The sequence below is a fragment of the Staphylococcus sp. Marseille-Q1834 genome (assembly GCF_916858875.1).
Lineage (GTDB): Bacteria > Bacillota > Bacilli > Staphylococcales > Staphylococcaceae > Staphylococcus > Staphylococcus pragensis.
On record NZ_CAKASN010000001.1, the window covers coordinates 1,640,939 to 1,661,960 of the forward strand.

A 21,022-nucleotide genomic window follows, 5' to 3' on the forward strand; every position below is an offset into this window, starting at 1 on the left:
TTAGCTTTTATTCATAAATTATGAATATATAAACATTTTCTATATAAAGAAAGAAGGGACAAAATTGAAGGGATACTCAAAACAAGAGATTGTTAAAGGTCGAACTAAGTTTATAGTAATGTCCATCATAGGGATTATCTTATTTCTAATTCCTGTACCTACAGTGCAAGATGGTGAAAAACAAACAACATTACCGGTAGCCTTTTTAGCATATATGCTTAAGAACGTATTAGGTAATGCAATGCCACTTATCATTCTTTTTATTATTACGCTTTCAGGAATATTGACTTTATTATTTTCTTTAATTTTAAGAAACAAAGTTAAACCAGGGAGTTTAATTGAAAGTGCATTTAAAGTAGGACCAGTGTGGTTATCGTTGCGTATACTAGCTGTATTTTTAGCATGGATGACGTATCTCAAACTAGGGTCTAAAGTCATTTATTCTGAAGATACAGGCGGTCTTGTATTTAATGATTTATTACCTACATTAGTTGCTGTGTTCTTATTTGCAGCATTATTCCTACCATTTCTAATGGAATATGGTCTATTAGAATTTTTAGGACCACTTTTCAGACCAATTATGCGACCATTATTCACATTACCAGGTCGTTCCACTGTAGATAATTTAGCTTCTTTTATTGGAGATGGCACAGTTGGTGTGCTTATAACAAGTCGTCAATATGAACGTGGTATCTATTCTAAAAGAGAGTCAATCGTTATTTCTACGACGTTTAGTGTAGTGTCGATTACATTTGCAATTGTTATTGCTGAAACAGTTGGATTACAACATAAGTTCTTCGCATTTTATTTAACAGTAATCGTATCTTGTTTTGTGGCCGCTATCATTATGCCTAGAATCTGGCCTTTAAATAAAATACCGGATGAGTTTACTAAAGAAGTGTCTGAAGAGACGCGTCTTGAGAAGTTACCTGAAGGGAAAAGTGCGCTTAGACATGGTTTTGATGAAGCGACAATCGTTGGATTGAATGCGCCAGGTTTCAAAGAATTTATGAAATCTGGATGTAAGACAGTGATAGACATGTGGTTTGTTATTTTACCGGTAGTGATGAGTATCGGAACGTTAGCAACTATTATAGCTAATTATACGCCTGTGTTTGAAATAGTAGGTAAGCCATTTATTCCTATTTTAGAGTTACTTCAAATTCCTGAAGCTACAAAAGCTTCTGAAACATTATTAATTGGGTTTGCTGATATGTTTTTACCTTCAATTTTAATAGCAAATGCCCATAGTGAAATTACAAGATTTGTTATAGGTGCTTTGAGTATCTCTCAACTGATTTACTTATCAGAAGTAGGGGGCGTTATTTTAGGTTCAAAAATCCCAGTAAGTTTAGGTAAGCTCTTCGCAATCTTCCTTATTCGAACAGCAATTACGTTACCAATTATTGCGCTTATGGCGCATTTATTACTTTAAAATAAAAAGCATTGAAGTTAATCGGGTAAAGATGATTAACTTCAATGCTTTTATTAATTTAGTGTAGATAAAACGTTGGCTTTTACAATTTCACTTTTAATAACTGGAGATGATTCAGAAGATGATTGTCCTCTATTTTTATGTGCTTCTTTAAATGCATCGCTCTGTGTCCAAGCTTTAAAATCTTCCTCAGTTTCCCACCAAGTATTAACATACATATCTTCACTATCTTCATCAGTATTTACTTGCCATACTTCAATTTTATGAAATCCTTTTAACGCTTCAATTTTGCCACCTTTAGTGAAGCGGGGAGCCATTTTTTCAGCGAAGCCTTTTTTTACAGTAATTCTATTAGTAACTACAAACATATTGATTACCTCCTTAAGTATTTGGTCTTATTCTAGCTTTGTTTACTAAAAATAAAAAACTTAGCACTATGAAAAAACTGTCGACTTAAGATAATGAGTCGACAGTTTTCATACCATTAATTGATAACTTTGCGAAAGAAATAAATTATAGTTTGGGTTATTTAGTTAATTCGTTATAAACTTTTTGGTCATTATGAGTATAAATAATGTATTCGTGATCATCAGTGTCAATGATTACTCGATTTGTTTTACCAAATGTAGAACCAATTCGAGAAATATTTTTAGACTCTAGATCTGGCACTGCATGAATGTCTTGGTCTTGAGAAATATTTTTAATTTCATTAGTAGGAATTTTAATATCTGCTACTCTCCATTGAATTCTAACTTCATTATCATCTTTCTTAACAGTCATTGCCATTAAAGAACACATCCTTTATGTAAGTTATGTCTCTATAATAAACCAAATTGAAATCGTTTTCAAGTATTTATGTGATACTTTATTTTATTTATGACACACTATATTGGTACCCCGAAAATATGTTCGTATTTTTATTGATTTTATGTTAAAATATCGTTAATAAAGGAGAAGATACATGACAGGTAAAACACATATGTCTGCTGGTTTATTAGTGGGTGCTTTAACAACTGAACATTTTCAAACCGATCTTTTTTCAACTGTAACAGTCATATGCCTAGCAATAGTTTCAAGTCTATTTCCTGATATATGTCATACTAGAAGTAAAATAGGGAGACAATTTAAACTATTGAGCTTTTTTATAAATCTTATCTTTGGTCATCGAACCTTTACACATTCTTTATTATTTATGGGAATGATAGGTTTTTTACTTATTCTTATACAAACTCCCCCATACTATTTAGTTTCGATTATCGGTGCAATTGCATCTCATGTTATACTTGATATGTTAACACCTAGAGGAGTTAAATTACTTTATCCTATTCCATTAACTATTAAATTCCCTTTTACTTTTAAGACGGGTGGACTTTTAGATGCATCATTAGCAACCGCTTTGAGTATTGGATCGCTATACATATTTTTTCAAACGTTTCTAAATGACATCTTAAAGCATATTAGCCACTCATTTTTAGGGTAATTAAAATAGTGTGATAACATAGTTTAATTTATAATGACTATATTATTAGAAATTGGGTTAGGATGACTAACAGGGTTAAGTTTTATCGAGTATTTTAAATGTTTATCATACTTGTTTAAAATCTAAAATCATTGAATTGCCTATAAGGAGAGTAAAAATGTTAGACCAAAGTAAATTAGAGAAATATAATCAGGAACATTTAAGTGAATATGAAAAGTTAATGAGCAATAATGAAAAAGAACAGCTAGAAAGCAAAGTTGAAACATTAGATTTAGAATTTATTCAAAACCTTTATCAAGATCTTTATGTTAATCGTAAAACAATTTCTGATGTTTCATCAGTATCAGAAGTTGAATTTATGCGTAAAGCAGAATTAACAGAACAAGAACGTGAAAAATACGAACGCAAAGGTATTGAAGCAATAAGAAATGGTGAGTTTGCAGTATTATTAATGGCTGGCGGTCAAGGTACGCGCTTAGGATATAAAGGTCCTAAAGGTTCTTTCGAAATTAAAGGCGTAAGCTTATTTGAACTTCAAGCCAGACAATTATTAAATTTAAAACAAGAAACTGGTCATTTATTAAATTGGTATATCATGACTAGTGACATTAATCATGATGAAACGCTAAAGTATTTCGAAGAACATAATTATTTCGGATATAATCCAGATAATATTCACTTTTTCAAACAAGATAATATTGTGGCATTAAGTGAGCAAGGACGTCTTGTATTTAATGAACAAGGTTATATTATGGAAACACCTAATGGTAATGGTGGTGTATTCAAATCTCTAGAGAAACAAGGCTATCTAGATAAAATGAAATCAGATGGTGTTAAGTTTATCTTCTTAAATAATATAGATAATGTCTTAGTAAAAGTTCTAGATCCATTATTTGCGGGCTATACAATTGTAAATGATAAAGATGTGACATCTAAATCAATACAGCCTAAGGATGGAGAAAGTGTAGGACGACTAGTTAATAAAGATAATAAAGATACTGTATTAGAATATTCTGAGTTAGATGAAGAAGTAGCTAATACATTTGATAACGCTAATATTGGTATTCATGCGTTTAAATTATCGTTCATCAAGGAAGCGGTAAATGAGGATTTACCATACCATTTAGCTATTAAAAAACTAAAACAATTAGATGATGATTTCGGCGTAATTGAACAACCTACATTAAAATTTGAATTATTTTACTTTGATATTTTCAGATATGCGAAAGATTTCATAACACTACAAGTTCCTCGTGAAGAAGAATTTTCACCTTTAAAAAATAAAGAAGGTAAAGATAGTGTTGAAACAGCTACTGCTGATTTAGAACGAATGAATTTGATTTAATAAGGATGGTGGAAGCAGATGTCTAATACATCTAAGAGTACAAAAGATACCGTTGTTGAATCATTTAAAGACATCATTCCTCTATCTTTTGGAGAAGAAATAGGTAACGCAGCTTCACATGGAGCTGCTGCCTTATTAACATTATTTATATTGCCATATGCGGCGGTACATAGTTATAACGAACATGGCACACTAAGCTCAGTTAGTGTTTCGATATATGTGATTTGTATATTTATGATGTTTATCTCTTCAACTATTTATCACTCCATGCAAAACTATTCTGCGCATAAATACATATTGAGAATTATAGATCATAGTATGATTTATGTAGCTATTGCAGGAACTTATACACCAGTGCTTTTAACTATAGTAGGTGGATGGATAGGATGGCTCGTATTTCTATTATTATGGGGCACTACTATATGGGGGATATTATATAAATCTATCTCCGTCAGAGTTAATCAAAAACTTAGTTTAATTGTGTACTTAGTAATGGGATGGGTTGGCATTATCTTTTTACCAATCATTATTATGCGTACATCATGGCTCTTTTTATTATTTATTGTACTTGGTGGGATTGCCTATACAATTGGGGCATGGTTTTACGCTCAGAAGAATCGTCCATATTTCCATATGATTTGGCATATATTTATTGTAATCGCCTCATTTTTACATTTAATTGCTATTCTCTATTTCATGTAAAATGGGTGAGTAACTCAAATGCGTGAATTTGAGTTTAGTTAAAAATTAAATATATGTTATAAGACTGATGAGCATAGGCCATCAGTCTTATTTTTATGCGAGACGTTCAATTTTCATTGCGTTTAGCTACTATCTAAGATTATGCTATTACATGACTTTAAAAAAATGTCTCTAAAATTAAGGAGGTTGAATAGATGAATGTTAAATCTATAGGCATAGTAGTTACGTTAGTATTGACAATGTTTATGGCTGCGATTGAAAGTTCAATTATATCATTAGCTATGCCAACGATACGTAAAGACTTACATGCAGGACCTGAAATATCTTTAGTATTCACTGTTTATTTCATCGCTTTAGTAGTAGCGAATCCTATTGTAGGAGAACTATTAACTCGATTTAAAATTTTATATATTGCAATGGTAGGATTACTTTTATTTGGTATTGGTAGTTTAATGTCAGGTATGAGTGGCACATTTTACATGCTTATAGTTTCAAGAGCTGTTCAAGGTATAGGCGCAGGTGTCATGATGTCATTAACGCAAATCGTACCGAAACTCGCTTTTGAAATTCCTTTCCGCTATAAAATTATGGGCATTGTAGGTAGTGTATGGGGTATTTCGAGTATAATTGGTCCATTACTCGGAGGAGGTATTTTAGAATTTGCAACATGGCATTGGTTATTCTTTATCAATATTCCAATTGCAATCATTGCCATTGTTTTAGCATTCCTTACATTTCACTTTTCAGATGAAACGGAAGTTCAAACAGGTCGCTTTGATGTGAAAGGATTGTCTCTGTTCTATATCTTTATCGGTTTATTAATGTTTAGTATTTTAAATAAATCTATGCTTACTCTAAATTTAGTCGCATTCATTTTAGCTGTAATTGTAGCTATTGCGTTATTTAAACTTGAAAGTAAGACTGCTCATCCATTTATTCCTATAGCTGAATTTAATCGTTCAGTCTCATTAGTATTTATAACTGATTTACTAATTGCGATGTGTTTAATGGGATATAACTTATATATTCCTGTTTATCTTCAAGATCATTTGAAATTATCTCCATTACAAAGTGGTTTAGTGATCTTTCCTCTCTCGGTAGCATGGCTTACTTTAAACTTCAACCTAGCTAGGGTAGAAGATAAATTATCTAGAAAAGCATTATATATCGGCGCGTTTACTTTATTACTCATTAGTAGTATTATTTTAATCTTTGGTTCAAAAGTACCGCTTTTAATAGCAGCCACAGTTATATTAGCAGGTTTAAGCTTTGGATTTGTTTATACAAAAGACAGTGTCATCGTACAAGAAGAAACAAGTTCAAAACATATGAAGAAAATGATGTCATTTTACGCGTTAACTAAAAATTTAGGCTCATCTGTAGGTTCTACTATTATGGGATATTTATATGCTATGTCTACTGGATTAATAGATGGTAACTTACACAATATACTTGGTGCAGTATCAGTAGTATCAATAGTATTAATTATTATTTGGACTACATTATACAAGAATAATCTACAAAGCACGCAATAATGCGTAGTGATGTTAAATTAAAATTAATTAGTATTTGATATTGAGGCAACCAGTGAATTCGTTCATTATGAATTCACTTCTGGTTGCTTTTTTATTTTGAAATCAAGCTTCTTATGTATGAAAATGAATTATTTTACTGGAAAATTAAGTAATATATTATGTTTTATATACCATAAGTTTAAACTCTTTAAATTTTATATTAGCCATCATAAGTGATAAAATATGCGTGTAAAACTAAAATAGGAGGGCAATATTAATGCGTTTTTTAAAAAATAAGTTTAATAATATTGTTGTGACGATTGTTGTCCTCGCTATATTTATAATTTCAGGTGGAATATTTTTAACGTTTTTAGGATTTGGTTTATTTGGTATAAGTCGAATCCTTATTTTTTTAAAGTTAGGATATTTCACTTATAATAAAAGCTTTTTTGATAATTTACTCTATTATGGCAGTTACATCGTTTTTGGATATTTTATTTTATTTGCGATTGAACATTTAATGGATTATTTCAGAAAACAATTACCAAACAATCCTTATTTTAACGGTGCAACGTATCATTTGATATCTTATATTGTGACTACAGTAATGTTTTACTTTATTATCCATATACATTATGTATATATAAAAATTGAATTTTGGGTAATTGCAGTAATCATTGGCGTATTATATATTTATAAAATTATATTTTATCCTGATAGTGAGAATTTAAATGAAAATAAATAAATATAAGCATTTAATTTGCGAAGAGAAAGAATGTTTGTTTGAATATTTAATCACTGATTAATAAAAAGGAGATTATGAGTAATGGCAAATATTGAAATATCGAAGCATAAAAGAAATTTAATCGTTGCCGTTATGCTTTTAAGTGCATTTATAGCCATTTTAAATCAAACGCTATTGAATACAGCGTTACCTCATATAATGAGAGAGTTGCACACTTCGGAGAATACGGCTCAATGGTTAGTGACGGGTTTTATGTTGGTTAACGGAACTATGATTCCTTTAACGGCATTTTTAATGGATAGAGTTAAAACTAAACCACTTTATTTAGTTTCAATGGGCACGTTCTTAATAGGTTCTATTATTGCAGCGATTGCGCCTAACTTTGGTACATTAATGGTTGCTAGAGTGATTCAAGCAATGGGCGCTGGTATTATCATGCCCCTTATGCAATTCACATTATTTACTTTGTTCACTAAAGAAAAACGTGGCTTTGCAATGGGACTTGCAGGTTTAGTTATTCAATTTGCTCCAGCAATTGGTCCTACATTTTCAGGATTAATCATAGATAATGCCAGTTGGAGAGTACCATTTATAGTAGTTGTCGGCATCTCCTTAGTTGGATTTATCTTCGGTGCTATTTCCTTAACAAGTTATAATGAAACAAAACAAACAGAATTGGATAAACGTTCTGTCATCTATTCTACGTTAGGTTTTGGATTAATGTTATATGCCTTTAGTAGTGCAGGAAATATTGGATTTACAAATCCAATTGTAATTATTTCATTTATCATAGGAATGATTATCGTAGGCATATTTATAAGAAGACAATTAACAATTTCTAACCCTTTATTAAATTTATGGGTATTCAGAAGTAAAATATTTACATTTAGTACCATTACTTCAATGATAGTAATGATGTCAATGGTTGGACCAGCTCTCCTGATACCATTATTTGTACAAAATGGTTTAGGGCTCTCAGCCTTTATGTCCGGTATGGTTATTATGCCTGGTGCTTTATTAAATGGTTTAATGTCAGTTTATACCGGCAAAATTTATGATAAATATGGACCTAGAATATTAATTTTAACCGGCTTTACTATATTAACTATTACTACCATTTTCTTAGCTTTCTTAAAATATGATACATCTTATACATTATTAGTAGTTGTGTATGCTATTAGAATGTTTGCAGTATCACTTTTAATGATGCCTATTAATACGGCAGGTATTAATGCTTTGGAAAATAAAGACATCTCACATGGTACTGCAATTATGAACTTTGCACGAGTAATGGCAGGTTCATTAGGTACTGCATTAATGGTGACATTTATGAGTATGGGTGCTAAGTTATTAAGTCCTGATTCAACTCAACATGTAAGTAAAGAAGTACTTCAACGTCAAAGTGTTGCAGCAGGGGTTGATTTATCATTTGCTATTGTTTCTGTATTAGTGATAATAGGATTTGTATTTTCATTATTTATTAAAGAAGATAGACATTTATCTCAAAAAAATAAAAATACACGTGATTTGTAACGTTAATGTTAAAAGAAGTTAGTATGAAATGATGAGCTAACTTCTTTTTTTGTTTAATTAAAAATAATATACTGAATGAGATAGTCACAAGGAATGTGCATATTTGTTAAAATATACATATAAAGAACACTAAGGGGGATTTACATTGTTAACGGTAGATCAAGTAAAAGAAATAGTTGGAGAATTAAAAGATCCAATTATCGATGTACCTCTTAAAGAAACAGATGGTATTGTCGAAGTTAAAATTAAAGATGAAATTGAACATGCAAGTGTTAAGGTTGCGATTGCTCAATTAGGAGGACAGCCTCAATTAGATTTACAAATGGCAATTGTTAAAGCACTTAAAGAGAATGGAGCAAAAACAGTAGGTATACGTTTTGAAGAACTCCCTGCTGAAAAGGTTGAACAATATACAGGCAAAAAGAAAGAACAACCTAAAACAATTGAAGGATTATTATCACAAGATAATCCAGTTGAATTTATAGCTATAGCATCTGGTAAAGGTGGCGTCGGTAAATCAACTGTTGCTGTTAATTTAGCAGTTGCTTTAGCACGTGAAGGTAAAAGAGTAGGTTTAGTGGATGCTGACATTTATGGCTTCAGTGTTCCAGATATGATGGGAATTGATGAAAAACCAGGAGTTGAAGGTAAAACAATTATTCCAGTAGAACGTCATGGAGTAAAAGTAATTTCTATGGCTTTCTTTGTAGAGGAAAATGCTCCAGTTATTTGGCGTGGTCCAATGCTAGGTAAAATGCTGACTAATTTCTTTGTAGAAGTGAAGTGGGGAGAACTTGACTATTTATTACTTGATTTACCTCCAGGAACTGGGGATGTAGCATTAGATGTTCATTCAATGTTACCAAGTAGTAAGGAAATCATTGTAACAACACCACATCCAACAGCAGCATTTGTTGCAGCGAGAGCTGGCGCTATGGCTAAACATACTGAACATTCAATCTTAGGTGTTATTGAGAACATGAGTTACTTTGAAAGCAAAGAAACAGGCAATAAAGAATATGTATTTGGCAAAGGCGGAGGACGTAAATTAGCGGATGAATTAAATACGCAACTATTAGGAGAATTACCTCTTGAACAGCCTACTTGGAATCCTGTTGACTTTTCACCATCTATATATCAAGAAGATGATCGTTTAGGAAAAATATATAAACAAATAGCTCAAAAAGTAATTGCATCTACTATTAAGAAATAAAAACTAAAAAAGTGTAATTTAAACGCATAAAATATTTAATTTTATGCGTTTTTTCTATTGCAATTTTTTTAAAACCTGTTAGAATATTTTTTTGTGAGCAACAGAAGTACTACAGTTGTTCAACAATAAAAAATAATAAAAATTATTATTGACTTATATCTTTCAATTTGATATGATATAAAAGTCGTCAAAAAGAATGTAAATTCTTTTAAGAGTTTGTTAAAAAGGTGTAAAACTTACCATTGCAAACATTAAAATGATGATTTAAAATAATAAAAGTAATCGAAAAAGTTATTGACTTTTGAAAATAAAAGTTATATAATTAAAGAGATTGTTTTTAAATGAACATTGAAAACTGAATGACAATATGTCAACGTTAATTCCAATAAATGTAACTTTAAGTTACAAACACTATTTAGTTTTATGAGCTAATCAAACATCATAATTTTTTTATGGAGAGTTTGATCCTGGCTCAGGATGAACGCTGGCGGCGTGCCTAATACATGCAAGTCGAGCGAACAGACGAGGAGCTTGCTCCTCTGACGTTAGCGGCGGACGGGTGAGTAACACGTGGGTAACCTACCTATAAGACTGGGATAACTCCGGGAAACCGGAGCTAATACCGGATAATATTTTGAACCGCATGGTTCAAAAGTGAAAGATGGTTTTGCTATCACTTATAGATGGACCCGCGCCGTATTAGCTAGTTGGTAAGGTAACGGCTTACCAAGGCGACGATACGTAGCCGGCCTGAGAGGGTGATCGGCCACACTGGAACTGAGACACGGTCCAGACTCCTACGGGAGGCAGCAGTAGGGAATCTTCCGCAATGGGCGAAAGCCTGACGGAGCAACGCCGCGTGAGTGATGAAGGTCTTCGGATCGTAAAACTCTGTTATTAGGAAGAACATACGTGTAAGTAACTGTGCACGTCTTGACGGTACCTAATCAGAAAGCCACGGCTAACTACGTGCCAGCAGCCGCGGTAATACGTAGGTGGCAAGCGTTATCCGGAATTATTGGGCGTAAAGCGCGCGTAGGCGGTTTTTTAAGTCTGATGTGAAAGCCCACGGCTCAACCGTGGAGGGTCATTGGAAACTGGAAAACTTGAGTGCAGAAGAGGAAAGTGGAATTCCATGTGTAGCGGTGAAATGCGCAGAGATATGGAGGAACACCAGTGGCGAAGGCGACTTTCTGGTCTGTAACTGACGCTGATGTGCGAAAGCGTGGGGATCAAACAGGATTAGATACCCTGGTAGTCCACGCCGTAAACGATGAGTGCTAAGTGTTAGGGGGTTTCCGCCCCTTAGTGCTGCAGCTAACGCATTAAGCACTCCGCCTGGGGAGTACGACCGCAAGGTTGAAACTCAAAGGAATTGACGGGGACCCGCACAAGCGGTGGAGCATGTGGTTTAATTCGAAGCAACGCGAAGAACCTTACCAAATCTTGACATCCTTTGACAACTCTAGAGATAGAGCTTTCCCCTTCGGGGGACAAAGTGACAGGTGGTGCATGGTTGTCGTCAGCTCGTGTCGTGAGATGTTGGGTTAAGTCCCGCAACGAGCGCAACCCTTAAGCTTAGTTGCCATCATTTAGTTGGGCACTCTAAGTTGACTGCCGGTGACAAACCGGAGGAAGGTGGGGATGACGTCAAATCATCATGCCCCTTATGATTTGGGCTACACACGTGCTACAATGGACAATACAAAGGGTAGCGAAACCGCGAGGTCAAGCAAATCCCATAAAGTTGTTCTCAGTTCGGATTGTAGTCTGCAACTCGACTACATGAAGCTGGAATCGCTAGTAATCGTAGATCAGCATGCTACGGTGAATACGTTCCCGGGTCTTGTACACACCGCCCGTCACACCACGAGAGTTTGTAACACCCGAAGCCGGTGGAGTAACCATTTGGAGCTAGCCGTCGAAGGTGGGACAAATGATTGGGGTGAAGTCGTAACAAGGTAGCCGTATCGGAAGGTGCGGCTGGATCACCTCCTTTCTAAGGATATATTCGGAACATCTCGTAGAGATGATGAATTAACGTGACATATTGTATTCAGTTTTGAATGTTTATTTCAAACATTCAAATTAAATGATGATTGCATTAAACATTATAATTTGATATAATATTTAATTGTGATTGTTGAAAATATTATTTAAAGAAATCGTTTCTCAGACAATGAGTTGAATGAATTTAAAGCGCAGTTTACTTTCGTAAATGAGCATTTAAATTTGTGATAACGAAGAAGTATGAAAACGATTGACTAAATAATTTAAATTGTACATTGAAAACTAGATAAGTAAGTAAATAGATTTTACCAAGCAAAACCGAGTGAATAGAGTTTTAAATAAGCTTGAATTCATAAAAAATAATCGCTAGTGTTCGAAAGAACACTCACAGATTAATAACTATATTTAGATTAAGTTATTAAGGGCGCACGGTGGATGCCTTGGCACTAGAAGCCGATGAAGGACGTTACTAACGACGATATGCTTTGGGTAGCTGTAAGTAAGCGTTGATCCAGAGATTTCCGAATGGGGGAACCCAGCACGAGTTATGTCGTGTTATCGACAAGTGAATTCATAGCTTGTCAGAAGGCAGACCCGGAGAACTGAAACATCTTAGTACCCGGAGGAAGAGAAAGAAAATTCGATTCCCTGAGTAGCGGCGAGCGAAACGGGAAGAGCCCAAACCAATAAGCTTGCTTATTGGGGTTGTAGGACACTCTATACGGAGTTACAAAGGAATATGTTAGACGAATCATCTGGAAAGTTGAATCAAAGAAGGTAATAATCCTGTAGTTGAAAACGTATTCTCTCTTGAGTGGATCCTGAGTACGACGGAGCACGTGAAATTCCGTCGGAATCTGGGAGGACCATCTCCTAAGGCTAAATACTCTCTAGTGACCGATAGTGAACCAGTACCGTGAGGGAAAGGTGAAAAGTACCCCGGAAGGGGAGTGAAAGAGAACTTGAAACCGTGTGCTTACAAGTAGTCAGAGCCCGTTAATGGGTGATGGCGTGCCTTTTGTAGAATGAACCGGCGAGTTACGATCTGATGCAAGGTTAAGCAGGAAATGTGGAGCCGTAGCGAAAGCGAGTCTGAATAGGGCGTTTAGTATTTGGTCGTAGACCCGAAACCAGGTGATCTACCCATGGTCAGGTTGAAGTTCAGGTAACACTGAATGGAGGACCGAACCGACTTACGTTGAAAAGTGAGCGGATGAACTGTGGGTAGCGGAGAAATTCCAATCGAACTTGGAGATAGCTGGTTCTCTCCGAAATAGCTTTAGGGCTAGCCTCAAGTGATGATTATTGGAGGTAGAGCACTGTTTGGACGAGGGGCCCCTCTCGGGTTACCGAATTCAGACAAACTCCGAATGCCAATTAATTTAACTTGGGAGTCAGAACATGGGTGATAAGGTCCGTGTTCGAAAGGGAAACAGCCCAGACCACCAGCTAAGGTCCCAAAATATATGTTAAGTGGAAAAGGATGTGGCGTTGCCCAGACAACTAGGATGTTGGCTTAGAAGCAGCCATCATTTAAAGAGTGCGTAATAGCTCACTAGTCGAGTGACACTGCGCCGAAAATGTACCGGGGCTAAACATATTACCGAAGCTGTGGATTGTCCTTTGGACAATGGTAGGAGAGCGTTCTAAGGGCGTTGAAGCATGATCGCAAGGACATGTGGAGCGCTTAGAAGTGAGAATGCCGGTGTGAGTAGCGAAAGACGGGTGAGAATCCCGTCCACCGATTGACTAAGGTTTCCAGAGGAAGGCTCGTCCGCTCTGGGTTAGTCGGGTCCTAAGCTGAGGCCGACAGGCGTAGGCGATGGATAACAGGTTGATATTCCTGTACCACCTAACATCGTTTTAATCGATGGGGGGACGCAGTAGGATAGGCGAAGCGTGCTGTTGGAGTGCACGTCCAAGCAGTGAGATTGAGTGTTAGGCAAATCCGGCACTCTTAAGATTGAGCTGTGATGGGGAGAGGAAATTGTTTCCTCGAGTCGTTGATTTCACACTGCCGAGAAAAGCCTCTAGATAGATAATAGGTGCCCGTACCGCAAACCGACACAGGTAGTCAAGATGAGAATTCTAAGGTGAGCGAGCGAACTCTCGTTAAGGAACTCGGCAAAATGACCCCGTAACTTCGGGAGAAGGGGTGCTCTTTAGGGTGCAAGCCCAGAAGAGCCGCAGTGAATAGGCCCAAGCGACTGTTTATCAAAAACACAGGTCTCTGCTAAACCGTAAGGTGATGTATAGGGGCTGACGCCTGCCCGGTGCTGGAAGGTTAAGAGGAGTGGTTAGCTTCTGCGAAGCTACGAATCGAAGCCCCAGTAAACGGCGGCCGTAACTATAACGGTCCTAAGGTAGCGAAATTCCTTGTCGGGTAAGTTCCGACCCGCACGAAAGGCGTAACGATTTGGGCACTGTCTCAACGAGAGACTCGGTGAAATCATAGTACCTGTGAAGATGCAGGTTACCCGCGACAGGACGGAAAGACCCCGTGGAGCTTTACTGTAGCCTGATATTGAAATTCGGCACAGCTTGTACAGGATAGGTAGGAGCCTTTGAAGCGTGAGCGCTAGCTTACGTGGAGGCGCTGGTGGGATACTACCCTAGCTGTGTTGGCTTTCTAACCCGCACCACTTATCGTGGTGGGAGACAGTGTCAGGCGGGCAGTTTGACTGGGGCGGTCGCCTCCTAAAAGGTAACGGAGGCGCTCAAAGGTTCCCTCAGAATGGTTGGAAATCATTCATAGAGTGTAAAGGCATAAGGGAGCTTGACTGCGAGACCTACAAGTCGAGCAGGGTCGAAAGACGGACTTAGTGATCCGGTGGTTCCGCATGGAAGGGCCATCGCTCAACGGATAAAAGCTACCCCGGGGATAACAGGCTTATCTCCCCCAAGAGTTCACATCGACGGGGAGGTTTGGCACCTCGATGTCGGCTCATCGCATCCTGGGGCTGTAGTCGGTCCCAAGGGTTGGGCTGTTCGCCCATTAAAGCGGTACGCGAGCTGGGTTCAGAACGTCGTGAGACAGTTCGGTCCCTATCCGTCGTGGGCGTAGGAAATTTGAGAGGAGCTGTCCTTAGTACGAGAGGACCGGGATGGACATACCTCTGGTGTACCAGTTGTCGTGCCAACGGCATAGCTGGGTAGCTATGTATGGACGGGATAAGTGCTGAAAGCATCTAAGCATGAAGCCCCCCTCAAGATGAGATTTCCCAACTTCGGTTATAAGATCCCTCAAAGATGATGAGGTTAATAGGTTCGAGGTGGAAGCGTGGCGACACGTGGAGCTGACGAATACTAATCGATCGAAGACTTAATCAATTTTTTCAAAATTTTGCGACGCAAAATCTTTACTTACTATCTAGTTTTGAATGTATAATCATTCACTTGTCTGGTGACAATAGCAAGGTGGTCACACCTGTTCCCATGCCGAACACAGAAGTTAAGCTCCTTAGCGCCGATGGTAGTTGGATTTACGTTCCGCTAGAGTAGGACGTTGCCAGGCATATCATATTATTCCGCAGTAGCTCAGTGGTAGAGCTATCGGCTGTTAACCGATCGGTCGTAGGTTCGAATCCTACCTGCGGAGCCATGGCTCCTTGGTCAAGCGGTTAAGACACCGCCCTTTCACGGCGGTAACACGGGTTCGAGTCCCGTAGGAGTCACCATTTTGTTGGAGAATTAGCTCAGCTGGGAGAGCATCTGCCTTACAAGCAGAGGGTCGGCGGTTCGAACCCGTCATTCTCCACCATTTATAAGTCGGAGGGGTAGCGAAGTGGCTAAACGCGGCGGACTGTAAATCCGCTCCTTCGGGTTCGGCAGTTCGAATCTGCCCCCCTCCACCATCTTAATGGGCTATAGCCAAGCGGTAAGGCAACGGACTTTGACTCCGTCACGCGCTGGTTCGAATCCAGCTAGCCCAGCCATTAGAGCCATTAGCTCAGTTGGTAGAGCATCTGACTTTTAATCAGAGGGTCAGAGGTTCGAATCCTCTATGGCTCACTCACAAGCATCCCAATTTGGGATGCTTTTTTTGTTATCTAAAGGTTTTGACAACAATATAAATAAATTTGGCTCTATAATAAATTGGACTGATGACTAAAAATCATCAGTCAAATTTTTATGTTTTGAATACAAAAATAGCGCAATTACCTCTATAATTATTAGCTACCACACCAAATAAAAAAGAAAGGTAATGCGCCTATGTGTAAGTCTATATTAAATACATTAAGAATTAAAGATAAAAATCTAAATTTTTCAGATGAAGTGACTGAGAAAAAATATAAAGGACGAAAGAGTTTGTTTTACTATGCAGAGCTTACTTATCAACCTACACATTGTGAAAACTGTTTAACTAAAAACGAAAATTTCTCTATAGTGAAAAATGGGAAGAAAACTTCAACGATTACTTTACTTAAAATTATGGAAATACCTGCTTATTTAAAGCTTCAAAAACAAAGATTTTATTGTAAAACATGTGATAGTTATTTTACTGCTAAATCTAATATTGTCGACGATTATTGTTTTATTTCTAACAAAACAAAACTTGCAGTTTTAGATAAAGTACAAGAATACCGCTCTCAAAAATCTATCGCTAAGTCATGCTTAGTATCATCAATGACTGTATCTAGAGTGATTAATCAAGCGGCAAGCGACGTAGGTCAGTCTTCTTTTGATGCTTTACCTGAACACTTAATGATGGACGAATTTAAAAGTGTTAAAAATGTAATTGGAAAAATGAGTTTTATTTATGCAGATGCTGTATCACACCGCATCGTAGATGTGGTAGCGGATCGTAAGTTAAAATCGCTGAAAGATCATTTTTATCGTTATTCTTTGAAACTAAGACAAAAAGTCAAAACTGTAACGATTGATATGTATGAACCCTATATGTCGCTAATCAAACAATTATTTCCTAATGCGAAGATTATTATTGATCGTTTCCATATTGTTCAATCTTTAAATCGAGCGTTAAATATGTCTAGAGTTCATATAATGAATTGTTATAGAACCTCTAATAGACCGCTTTACAATAAATATAAAAGTTATTGGAAACTATTTCTTAAACCTTTTGAAACGCTAGAGGCATTTAATTATCGTAAAGTCCGTTTATTTAAAGAGTGGAAAACCGAAAAAGGAATTATGAATTACTTATTAAGTGTAGACGTTGAATTATTTAATACATATCACTACGTTCATGAGCTAAGACGATTATTAAAAGAAAACCAAATAGAGAAATTTACTCATAAACTCTTTTCTATTCATCTTTCAGATGTGTGTCCTAGATTACGCCCAGTCATTAGAACTTTAAGAAGATTAACAGCTTTCATTGAAAACTCCATGATATATTCTAACCTGACCAACGGTCCGTTAGAAGGAATTAATAATAAAATCAAACTCATTAAAAGGGTATCTTTTGGTTATAGAAATTATGATAATTTACGTAATCGAATTATTATAACTTCGCGACTATTTGCCTCAACAACAAAAAAAGAGATTAAACAACCTAAGGTTGCTTAATCTCAATATTAGGACTCATCAGTCCGATTTGACGTAGAGCCATAAATTTTTAATTGTTCATATGACAGTTAGTATTTTCATTGGTATAATTAGGACTATGGAAAAATATATTCGGAGGAGATGCTATGGATTTTTCCAACTTTTTTGATAATCTAAGTACATTAAAAATAATTACAAGTGTACTTGATTTACTTATCGTATGGTATGTCCTTTATCTTCTCATTACTGTATTTAAGGGTACTAAGGCTATTCAGCTACTTAAAGGTATTTTATTTATAGTTATTGGTCAGCAAGTCAGTAAAATCCTTAATTTAACTGCTACTTCTAAGCTGTTTGATATTGTGATTCAATGGGGAGTACTAGCATTAATAGTGATATTCCAACCTGAAATTAGACGTGCTTTAGAACAGTTAGGTCGAGGAAGTTTATTCAAACGATATACAAATACCTACAGTCATGATGAAGAAAAATTAGTTGAAGCAGTTTCTAAAGCTGTACAATATATGGCTAAAAGACGTATAGGTGCATTAGTCGTTTTTGAGAAAGAAACCGGTTTACAAGACTATATTGAAACTGGTATTGCAATGAATTCTGAAATATCGCAAGAATTGCTTATCAATGTTTTTATACCAAATACACCTTTACATGATGGAGCTATGATTATTCAAAATTCTAGAATTGCTAGTTCTGCGAGTTATCTACCGTTATCTGACAGTGCTAAAATTTCTAAAAGTTTAGGTACGCGTCATAGAGCAGCCGTAGGTATATCAGAGGTTTCAGACGCCTTTACAGTTGTGGTGTCTGAAGAAACTGGATCAATATCCGTTACATTTGATGGCAAATTACGTAGAGATATTTCAGAGGAAGTTTTCGAAGAGTTATTAGCTGAACATTGGTTTGGTACACACTTTCAAAAGAAAGGTGTGAAATAAGATGTTAGAAAGTAAATGGGGTTTACGATTTGTAGCTTTAGTTTTAGCTATATTCTTTTACTTATCTGTAAATAATGTCTTTGGTAATGTTTTTAATAATAATAATTTATCTCAAAATTCTTCTAAAACTATTGAAGATGTACCTGTGGAAGTTCTTTATAATTCAAAAGATTTACATGTTACTAAAGCTCCAGATACAGTAAATGTAACGATTTCTGGACCGCAGTCCAAACTACTTAAAATAGAGAATTCGGATGATATTAAAGTGACAGTTGACTTATCTAATGCAAAAGCAGGGAACTATAAAGAAGATTATATAGTTAAAGGATTAAGTAATGACATCAATTATAATGTCAAGCCTAAACAAGCCTATATCACTCTTGAAAATAAAGATTCTAAAACAATGCATGTACAACCTGATATAGGTCAGAATGATATTGATGCTAATTATAAAGTAAAAGATAGCAGAGTAGAGCCTGACACTGTGAAAGTAACAGGAGGTAAACAACAACTATCTAAAATTGCTTATCTCAAGGCTACTTATCGTGACGTAGACAAGATAAATAAAGACACTTCTGATGTAGCAGATGTAACTGCTTTTGATAAACAACTCAACAAGTTAAATGTGCATATTAAACCTGATCAAGTGAAATTAACAACAGAGGTAGAGCCTTATAGTAAGAAAGTCAAAGTTCATGTACACACTGAAGGTAACTTACCAGATGATGAAGAACTTGATGATATTTCATTAGATAAAAATGAAATTGAAATTTATGGTAATAGAGAGACATTGCAAGATATTAATGAAGTTGACGCTGTAGTGAATTTAGATGATATATCTAATTCTACAGATAAAAAGGTTAAAATCAATCTACCTGACAAAGTTAAAAAAGCTGAAACAGAGGAAGTAACGGCACATATTAATTTGAAATAATTTAAATTTTTATAAATAAAGGAGAATTTAACAATGGGAAAATATTTTGGTACTGATGGAGTAAGAGGAATAGCAAATAAAGAATTAACTCCTGAATTAGCATTTAAATTAGGACGTTATGGGGGCTATGTTTTAGCACATAATAAAGGTGAAGCACACCCTAAAGTACTAGTAGGTAGAGATACACGTGTCTCTGGTGAAATGTTAGAATCAGCATTAATCGCTGGCTTAGCTTCTATCGGTGCAGAAGTTATGCGATTGGGCATTATTTCAACTCCAGGTGTAGCTTATCTTACTCGTGAAATGGGCGCTGAATTAGGTGTAATGATTTCTGCTTCACACAACCCTGTAGCAGACAATGGTATTAAATTCTTTGGTGCAGATGGATTTAAATTATCAGATGATCAAGAAAATGAAATTGAAGCTTTACTTGATCAAGAAAATCCTGAATTACCTAGACCTGTAGGAAAAGATATTGTACATTTTTCTGATTACTTTGAAGGGGCTCAAAAGTATTTAAGTTATTTAAAATCTACAATTGATGTTGATTTAGATGGTTTGAAAATTGTCTTAGATGGCGCAAACGGATCAACATCTGCATTAGCACCATTTTTATTTGGAGATTTAGAAGCTAATACGGAAACAATTGGTTGCAGCCCGGATGGTTATAATATTAATGAAGCATGTGGCTCTACTCATCCAGAGCAATTAGCTGAAAAAGTTGTAGAAACTGAAAGTGACTTCGGTTTAGCATTTGATGGTGATGGAGATCGCTTAATTGCTGTAGATGAAAAAGGTAATATTATCGACGGAGATCAAATCATGTTTATTATTGGTCAAGCAATGCATAAAAATAATGAGCTGAACAATAATATGATTGTTTCTACAGTAATGAGTAATTTAGGCTTCTATAAAGCTTTAGAACAAGAAGGTATCGCTTCAAATAAAACTAAAGTTGGAGATAGATATGTAGTTGAAGAAATGCGACGTGGCAATTACAACTTAGGCGGAGAACAATCTGGCCATATCGTTCTTATGGATCATAATACAACTGGTGATGGCTTATTAACTGGTGTACAATTAGCAGCAGTAATTAAAATGAGTGGCAAACCTTTAAGTGAATTAGCAGCTCAAATGAAAAAATATCCACAATCTTTAATCAATGTTAAAGTTACTGACAAACATCACGTTGAAGAAAATGCAGATGTCAAACAAGTAATGACTGAAGTTGAAGAGGAAATGAATGGAGAAGGTAGAATTTTAGTTAGACCTTCTGGTACTGAACCATTAGTGCGTGTAATGGTTGAAGCAGCTACAGATGAAGATGCTCAACGTTTTGCTCAACGAATTGCAGATGTTGTTGAAGAGAAAATGGGTTTAGATAAATAATATTGTATTAGAAAAAAAGGGGAGGGACAGAAATTAAATAAATTTCGTCGTCCAACCCCAGCTTGCTTTATTAGTGGAATTTCTTAATGAAATTCTCTGTGCTGGGGCCCCGCTCCCCGGCAAGGGTGACTAGATTTGAAAAAAGCTTGATTTAAGCGCATTTTCAAACCAGTCAGCTACTGCCAATATATTAGCAAAGGCTGAGACATTTTAATTTGTCTCAGCCTCTATTTAATTTCTAGGAAATTAAAACGCTTACAT

General features: G+C 35.8%; 14 protein-coding genes, 6 tRNA genes and 3 rRNA genes. 21 read left to right on the plus strand and 2 right to left on the minus strand.

What is annotated here, in order from left to right:
* Positions 1–118 precede the first annotated feature (118 nt).
* Positions 119–1,435 carry a YjiH family protein gene (locus LIX58_RS08120; RefSeq protein ID WP_371869273.1) on the plus strand — a complete coding sequence of 439 codons (1,317 nt, stop codon included), beginning with the start codon at positions 119–121 and terminating at the stop codon, positions 1,433–1,435.
* A 53-nt stretch (positions 1,436–1,488) separates the two neighbouring features.
* Here LIX58_RS08120 and LIX58_RS08125 read toward each other — a convergent pair whose 3' ends face one another.
* Both LIX58_RS08125 and LIX58_RS08130 read right to left on the minus strand, forming a co-directional pair.
* Positions 1,489–1,803: a heme oxygenase gene (locus tag LIX58_RS08125; protein WP_154838494.1), complete on the minus strand. Its 315-nt coding sequence runs from the start codon at positions 1,801–1,803 to the stop codon at positions 1,489–1,491.
* Between the two features lie 157 nt (positions 1,804–1,960).
* Positions 1,961–2,221 carry a hypothetical protein gene (locus LIX58_RS08130; RefSeq protein WP_126565756.1) on the minus strand — a complete coding sequence of 87 codons (261 nt, stop codon included), beginning with the start codon at positions 2,219–2,221 and terminating at the stop codon, positions 1,961–1,963.
* A 175-nt stretch (positions 2,222–2,396) separates the two neighbouring features.
* On the opposite strand from LIX58_RS08130, the gene LIX58_RS08135 reads away from it, so the two are divergent.
* The 20 genes from LIX58_RS08135 to glmM all read left to right on the plus strand — a co-directional run bounded on the left by LIX58_RS08135 (position 2,397) and on the right by glmM (position 20,761).
* Positions 2,397–2,915, plus strand: coding sequence for a metal-dependent hydrolase (locus LIX58_RS08135; RefSeq protein ID WP_154838493.1), 519 nt, complete (start codon positions 2,397–2,399; stop codon positions 2,913–2,915).
* A gap of 157 nt (positions 2,916–3,072) precedes the next feature.
* The gene (locus LIX58_RS08140; protein ID WP_126565754.1) at positions 3,073–4,260 is read left to right on the plus strand and encodes a UTP--glucose-1-phosphate uridylyltransferase; all 1,188 of its coding nucleotides are present in this window, start codon (positions 3,073–3,075) and stop codon (positions 4,258–4,260) included.
* Between the two features lie 18 nt (positions 4,261–4,278).
* Positions 4,279–4,962, plus strand: a complete 684-nt coding sequence (trhA, locus tag LIX58_RS08145; RefSeq protein WP_154838492.1) for a PAQR family membrane homeostasis protein TrhA — start codon at positions 4,279–4,281, stop codon at positions 4,960–4,962.
* Between the two features lie 194 nt (positions 4,963–5,156).
* Positions 5,157–6,497, plus strand: coding sequence for a multidrug efflux MFS transporter SdrM (sdrM, locus tag LIX58_RS08150; protein ID WP_126565752.1), 1,341 nt, complete (start codon positions 5,157–5,159; stop codon positions 6,495–6,497).
* Between the two features lie 256 nt (positions 6,498–6,753).
* Positions 6,754–7,221, plus strand: a complete 468-nt coding sequence (locus LIX58_RS08155) for a SepA family multidrug efflux transporter (RefSeq protein WP_154838490.1) — start codon at positions 6,754–6,756, stop codon at positions 7,219–7,221.
* Positions 7,222–7,302: 81 nt separating this feature from the next.
* A complete protein-coding gene (locus tag LIX58_RS08160) occupies positions 7,303–8,754 on the plus strand; it encodes an MDR family MFS transporter (RefSeq protein WP_226386238.1) in 1,452 nt (483 codons plus the stop codon).
* A 145-nt stretch (positions 8,755–8,899) separates the two neighbouring features.
* On the plus strand, positions 8,900–9,967 hold the full coding sequence (locus tag LIX58_RS08165; protein WP_126565749.1) for an Mrp/NBP35 family ATP-binding protein: 1,068 nt from the start codon (positions 8,900–8,902) through the stop codon (positions 9,965–9,967).
* Positions 9,968–10,416: 449 nt separating this feature from the next.
* Positions 10,417–11,966, plus strand: a 16S ribosomal RNA gene (locus tag LIX58_RS08170).
* A gap of 419 nt (positions 11,967–12,385) precedes the next feature.
* Positions 12,386–15,307: ribosomal RNA gene (locus LIX58_RS08175) — 23S ribosomal RNA — on the plus strand.
* A gap of 69 nt (positions 15,308–15,376) precedes the next feature.
* A 5S ribosomal RNA gene (gene rrf, locus LIX58_RS08180) occupies positions 15,377–15,491 on the plus strand.
* The 16S, 23S and 5S rRNA genes sit together here with 6 tRNA genes alongside, the layout of an rRNA operon.
* A gap of 12 nt (positions 15,492–15,503) precedes the next feature.
* Positions 15,504–15,578: transfer RNA gene (locus LIX58_RS08185), tRNA-Asn, on the plus strand.
* A gap of 1 nt (position 15,579) precedes the next feature.
* A tRNA-Glu gene (locus LIX58_RS08190) sits at positions 15,580–15,654 on the plus strand.
* Between the two features lie 7 nt (positions 15,655–15,661).
* Positions 15,662–15,737: transfer RNA gene (locus LIX58_RS08195), tRNA-Val, on the plus strand.
* A 10-nt stretch (positions 15,738–15,747) separates the two neighbouring features.
* A tRNA-Tyr gene (locus LIX58_RS08200) sits at positions 15,748–15,831 on the plus strand.
* Between the two features lie 6 nt (positions 15,832–15,837).
* Positions 15,838–15,912: transfer RNA gene (locus LIX58_RS08205), tRNA-Gln, on the plus strand.
* A gap of 3 nt (positions 15,913–15,915) precedes the next feature.
* Positions 15,916–15,988: transfer RNA gene (locus LIX58_RS08210), tRNA-Lys, on the plus strand.
* A gap of 201 nt (positions 15,989–16,189) precedes the next feature.
* Positions 16,190–17,506 (plus strand): ISL3 family transposase, encoded by a 1,317-nt coding sequence (locus tag LIX58_RS08215; protein WP_226386239.1) that lies wholly within the window; start codon positions 16,190–16,192, stop codon positions 17,504–17,506.
* A gap of 125 nt (positions 17,507–17,631) precedes the next feature.
* Positions 17,632–18,438 carry a diadenylate cyclase CdaA gene (gene cdaA / locus LIX58_RS08220; protein WP_126566073.1) on the plus strand — a complete coding sequence of 269 codons (807 nt, stop codon included), beginning with the start codon at positions 17,632–17,634 and terminating at the stop codon, positions 18,436–18,438.
* Between the two features lies 1 nt (position 18,439).
* Positions 18,440–19,372, plus strand: a complete 933-nt coding sequence (locus tag LIX58_RS08225; protein WP_154838214.1) for a YbbR-like domain-containing protein — start codon at positions 18,440–18,442, stop codon at positions 19,370–19,372.
* Between the two features lie 33 nt (positions 19,373–19,405).
* A complete protein-coding gene (gene glmM, locus LIX58_RS08230; RefSeq protein ID WP_126566078.1) occupies positions 19,406–20,761 on the plus strand; it encodes a phosphoglucosamine mutase in 1,356 nt (451 codons plus the stop codon).
* The last annotated feature ends 261 nt before the right edge of the window (positions 20,762–21,022 follow it).

Excerpts from the sequence above, each read along its gene's own strand:
- cdaA (WP_126566073.1), top strand. The coding sequence starts at position 17,632 with ATGGATTTTTCCAACTTTTTTGATAATCTAAGTACATTAAAAATAATT.
- LIX58_RS08215 (WP_226386239.1), top strand. The coding sequence starts at position 16,190 with ATGTGTAAGTCTATATTAAATACATTAAGAATTAAAGATAAAAATCTA.
- LIX58_RS08160 (WP_226386238.1), top strand. The coding sequence starts at position 7,303 with ATGGCAAATATTGAAATATCGAAGCATAAAAGAAATTTAATCGTTGCC.
- LIX58_RS08225 (WP_154838214.1), top strand. The coding sequence starts at position 18,440 with ATGTTAGAAAGTAAATGGGGTTTACGATTTGTAGCTTTAGTTTTAGCT.
- sdrM (WP_126565752.1), top strand. The coding sequence starts at position 5,157 with ATGAATGTTAAATCTATAGGCATAGTAGTTACGTTAGTATTGACAATG.
- trhA (WP_154838492.1), top strand. The coding sequence starts at position 4,279 with ATGTCTAATACATCTAAGAGTACAAAAGATACCGTTGTTGAATCATTT.
- LIX58_RS08125 (WP_154838494.1), bottom strand. The coding sequence starts at position 1,803 with ATGTTTGTAGTTACTAATAGAATTACTGTAAAAAAAGGCTTCGCTGAA.
- glmM (WP_126566078.1), top strand. The coding sequence starts at position 19,406 with ATGGGAAAATATTTTGGTACTGATGGAGTAAGAGGAATAGCAAATAAA.
- LIX58_RS08135 (WP_154838493.1), top strand. The coding sequence starts at position 2,397 with ATGACAGGTAAAACACATATGTCTGCTGGTTTATTAGTGGGTGCTTTA.
- LIX58_RS08155 (WP_154838490.1), top strand. The coding sequence starts at position 6,754 with ATGCGTTTTTTAAAAAATAAGTTTAATAATATTGTTGTGACGATTGTT.
- LIX58_RS08120 (WP_371869273.1), top strand. The coding sequence starts at position 119 with ATGTCCATCATAGGGATTATCTTATTTCTAATTCCTGTACCTACAGTG.
- LIX58_RS08130 (WP_126565756.1), bottom strand. The coding sequence starts at position 2,221 with ATGGCAATGACTGTTAAGAAAGATGATAATGAAGTTAGAATTCAATGG.
- LIX58_RS08140 (WP_126565754.1), top strand. The coding sequence starts at position 3,073 with ATGTTAGACCAAAGTAAATTAGAGAAATATAATCAGGAACATTTAAGT.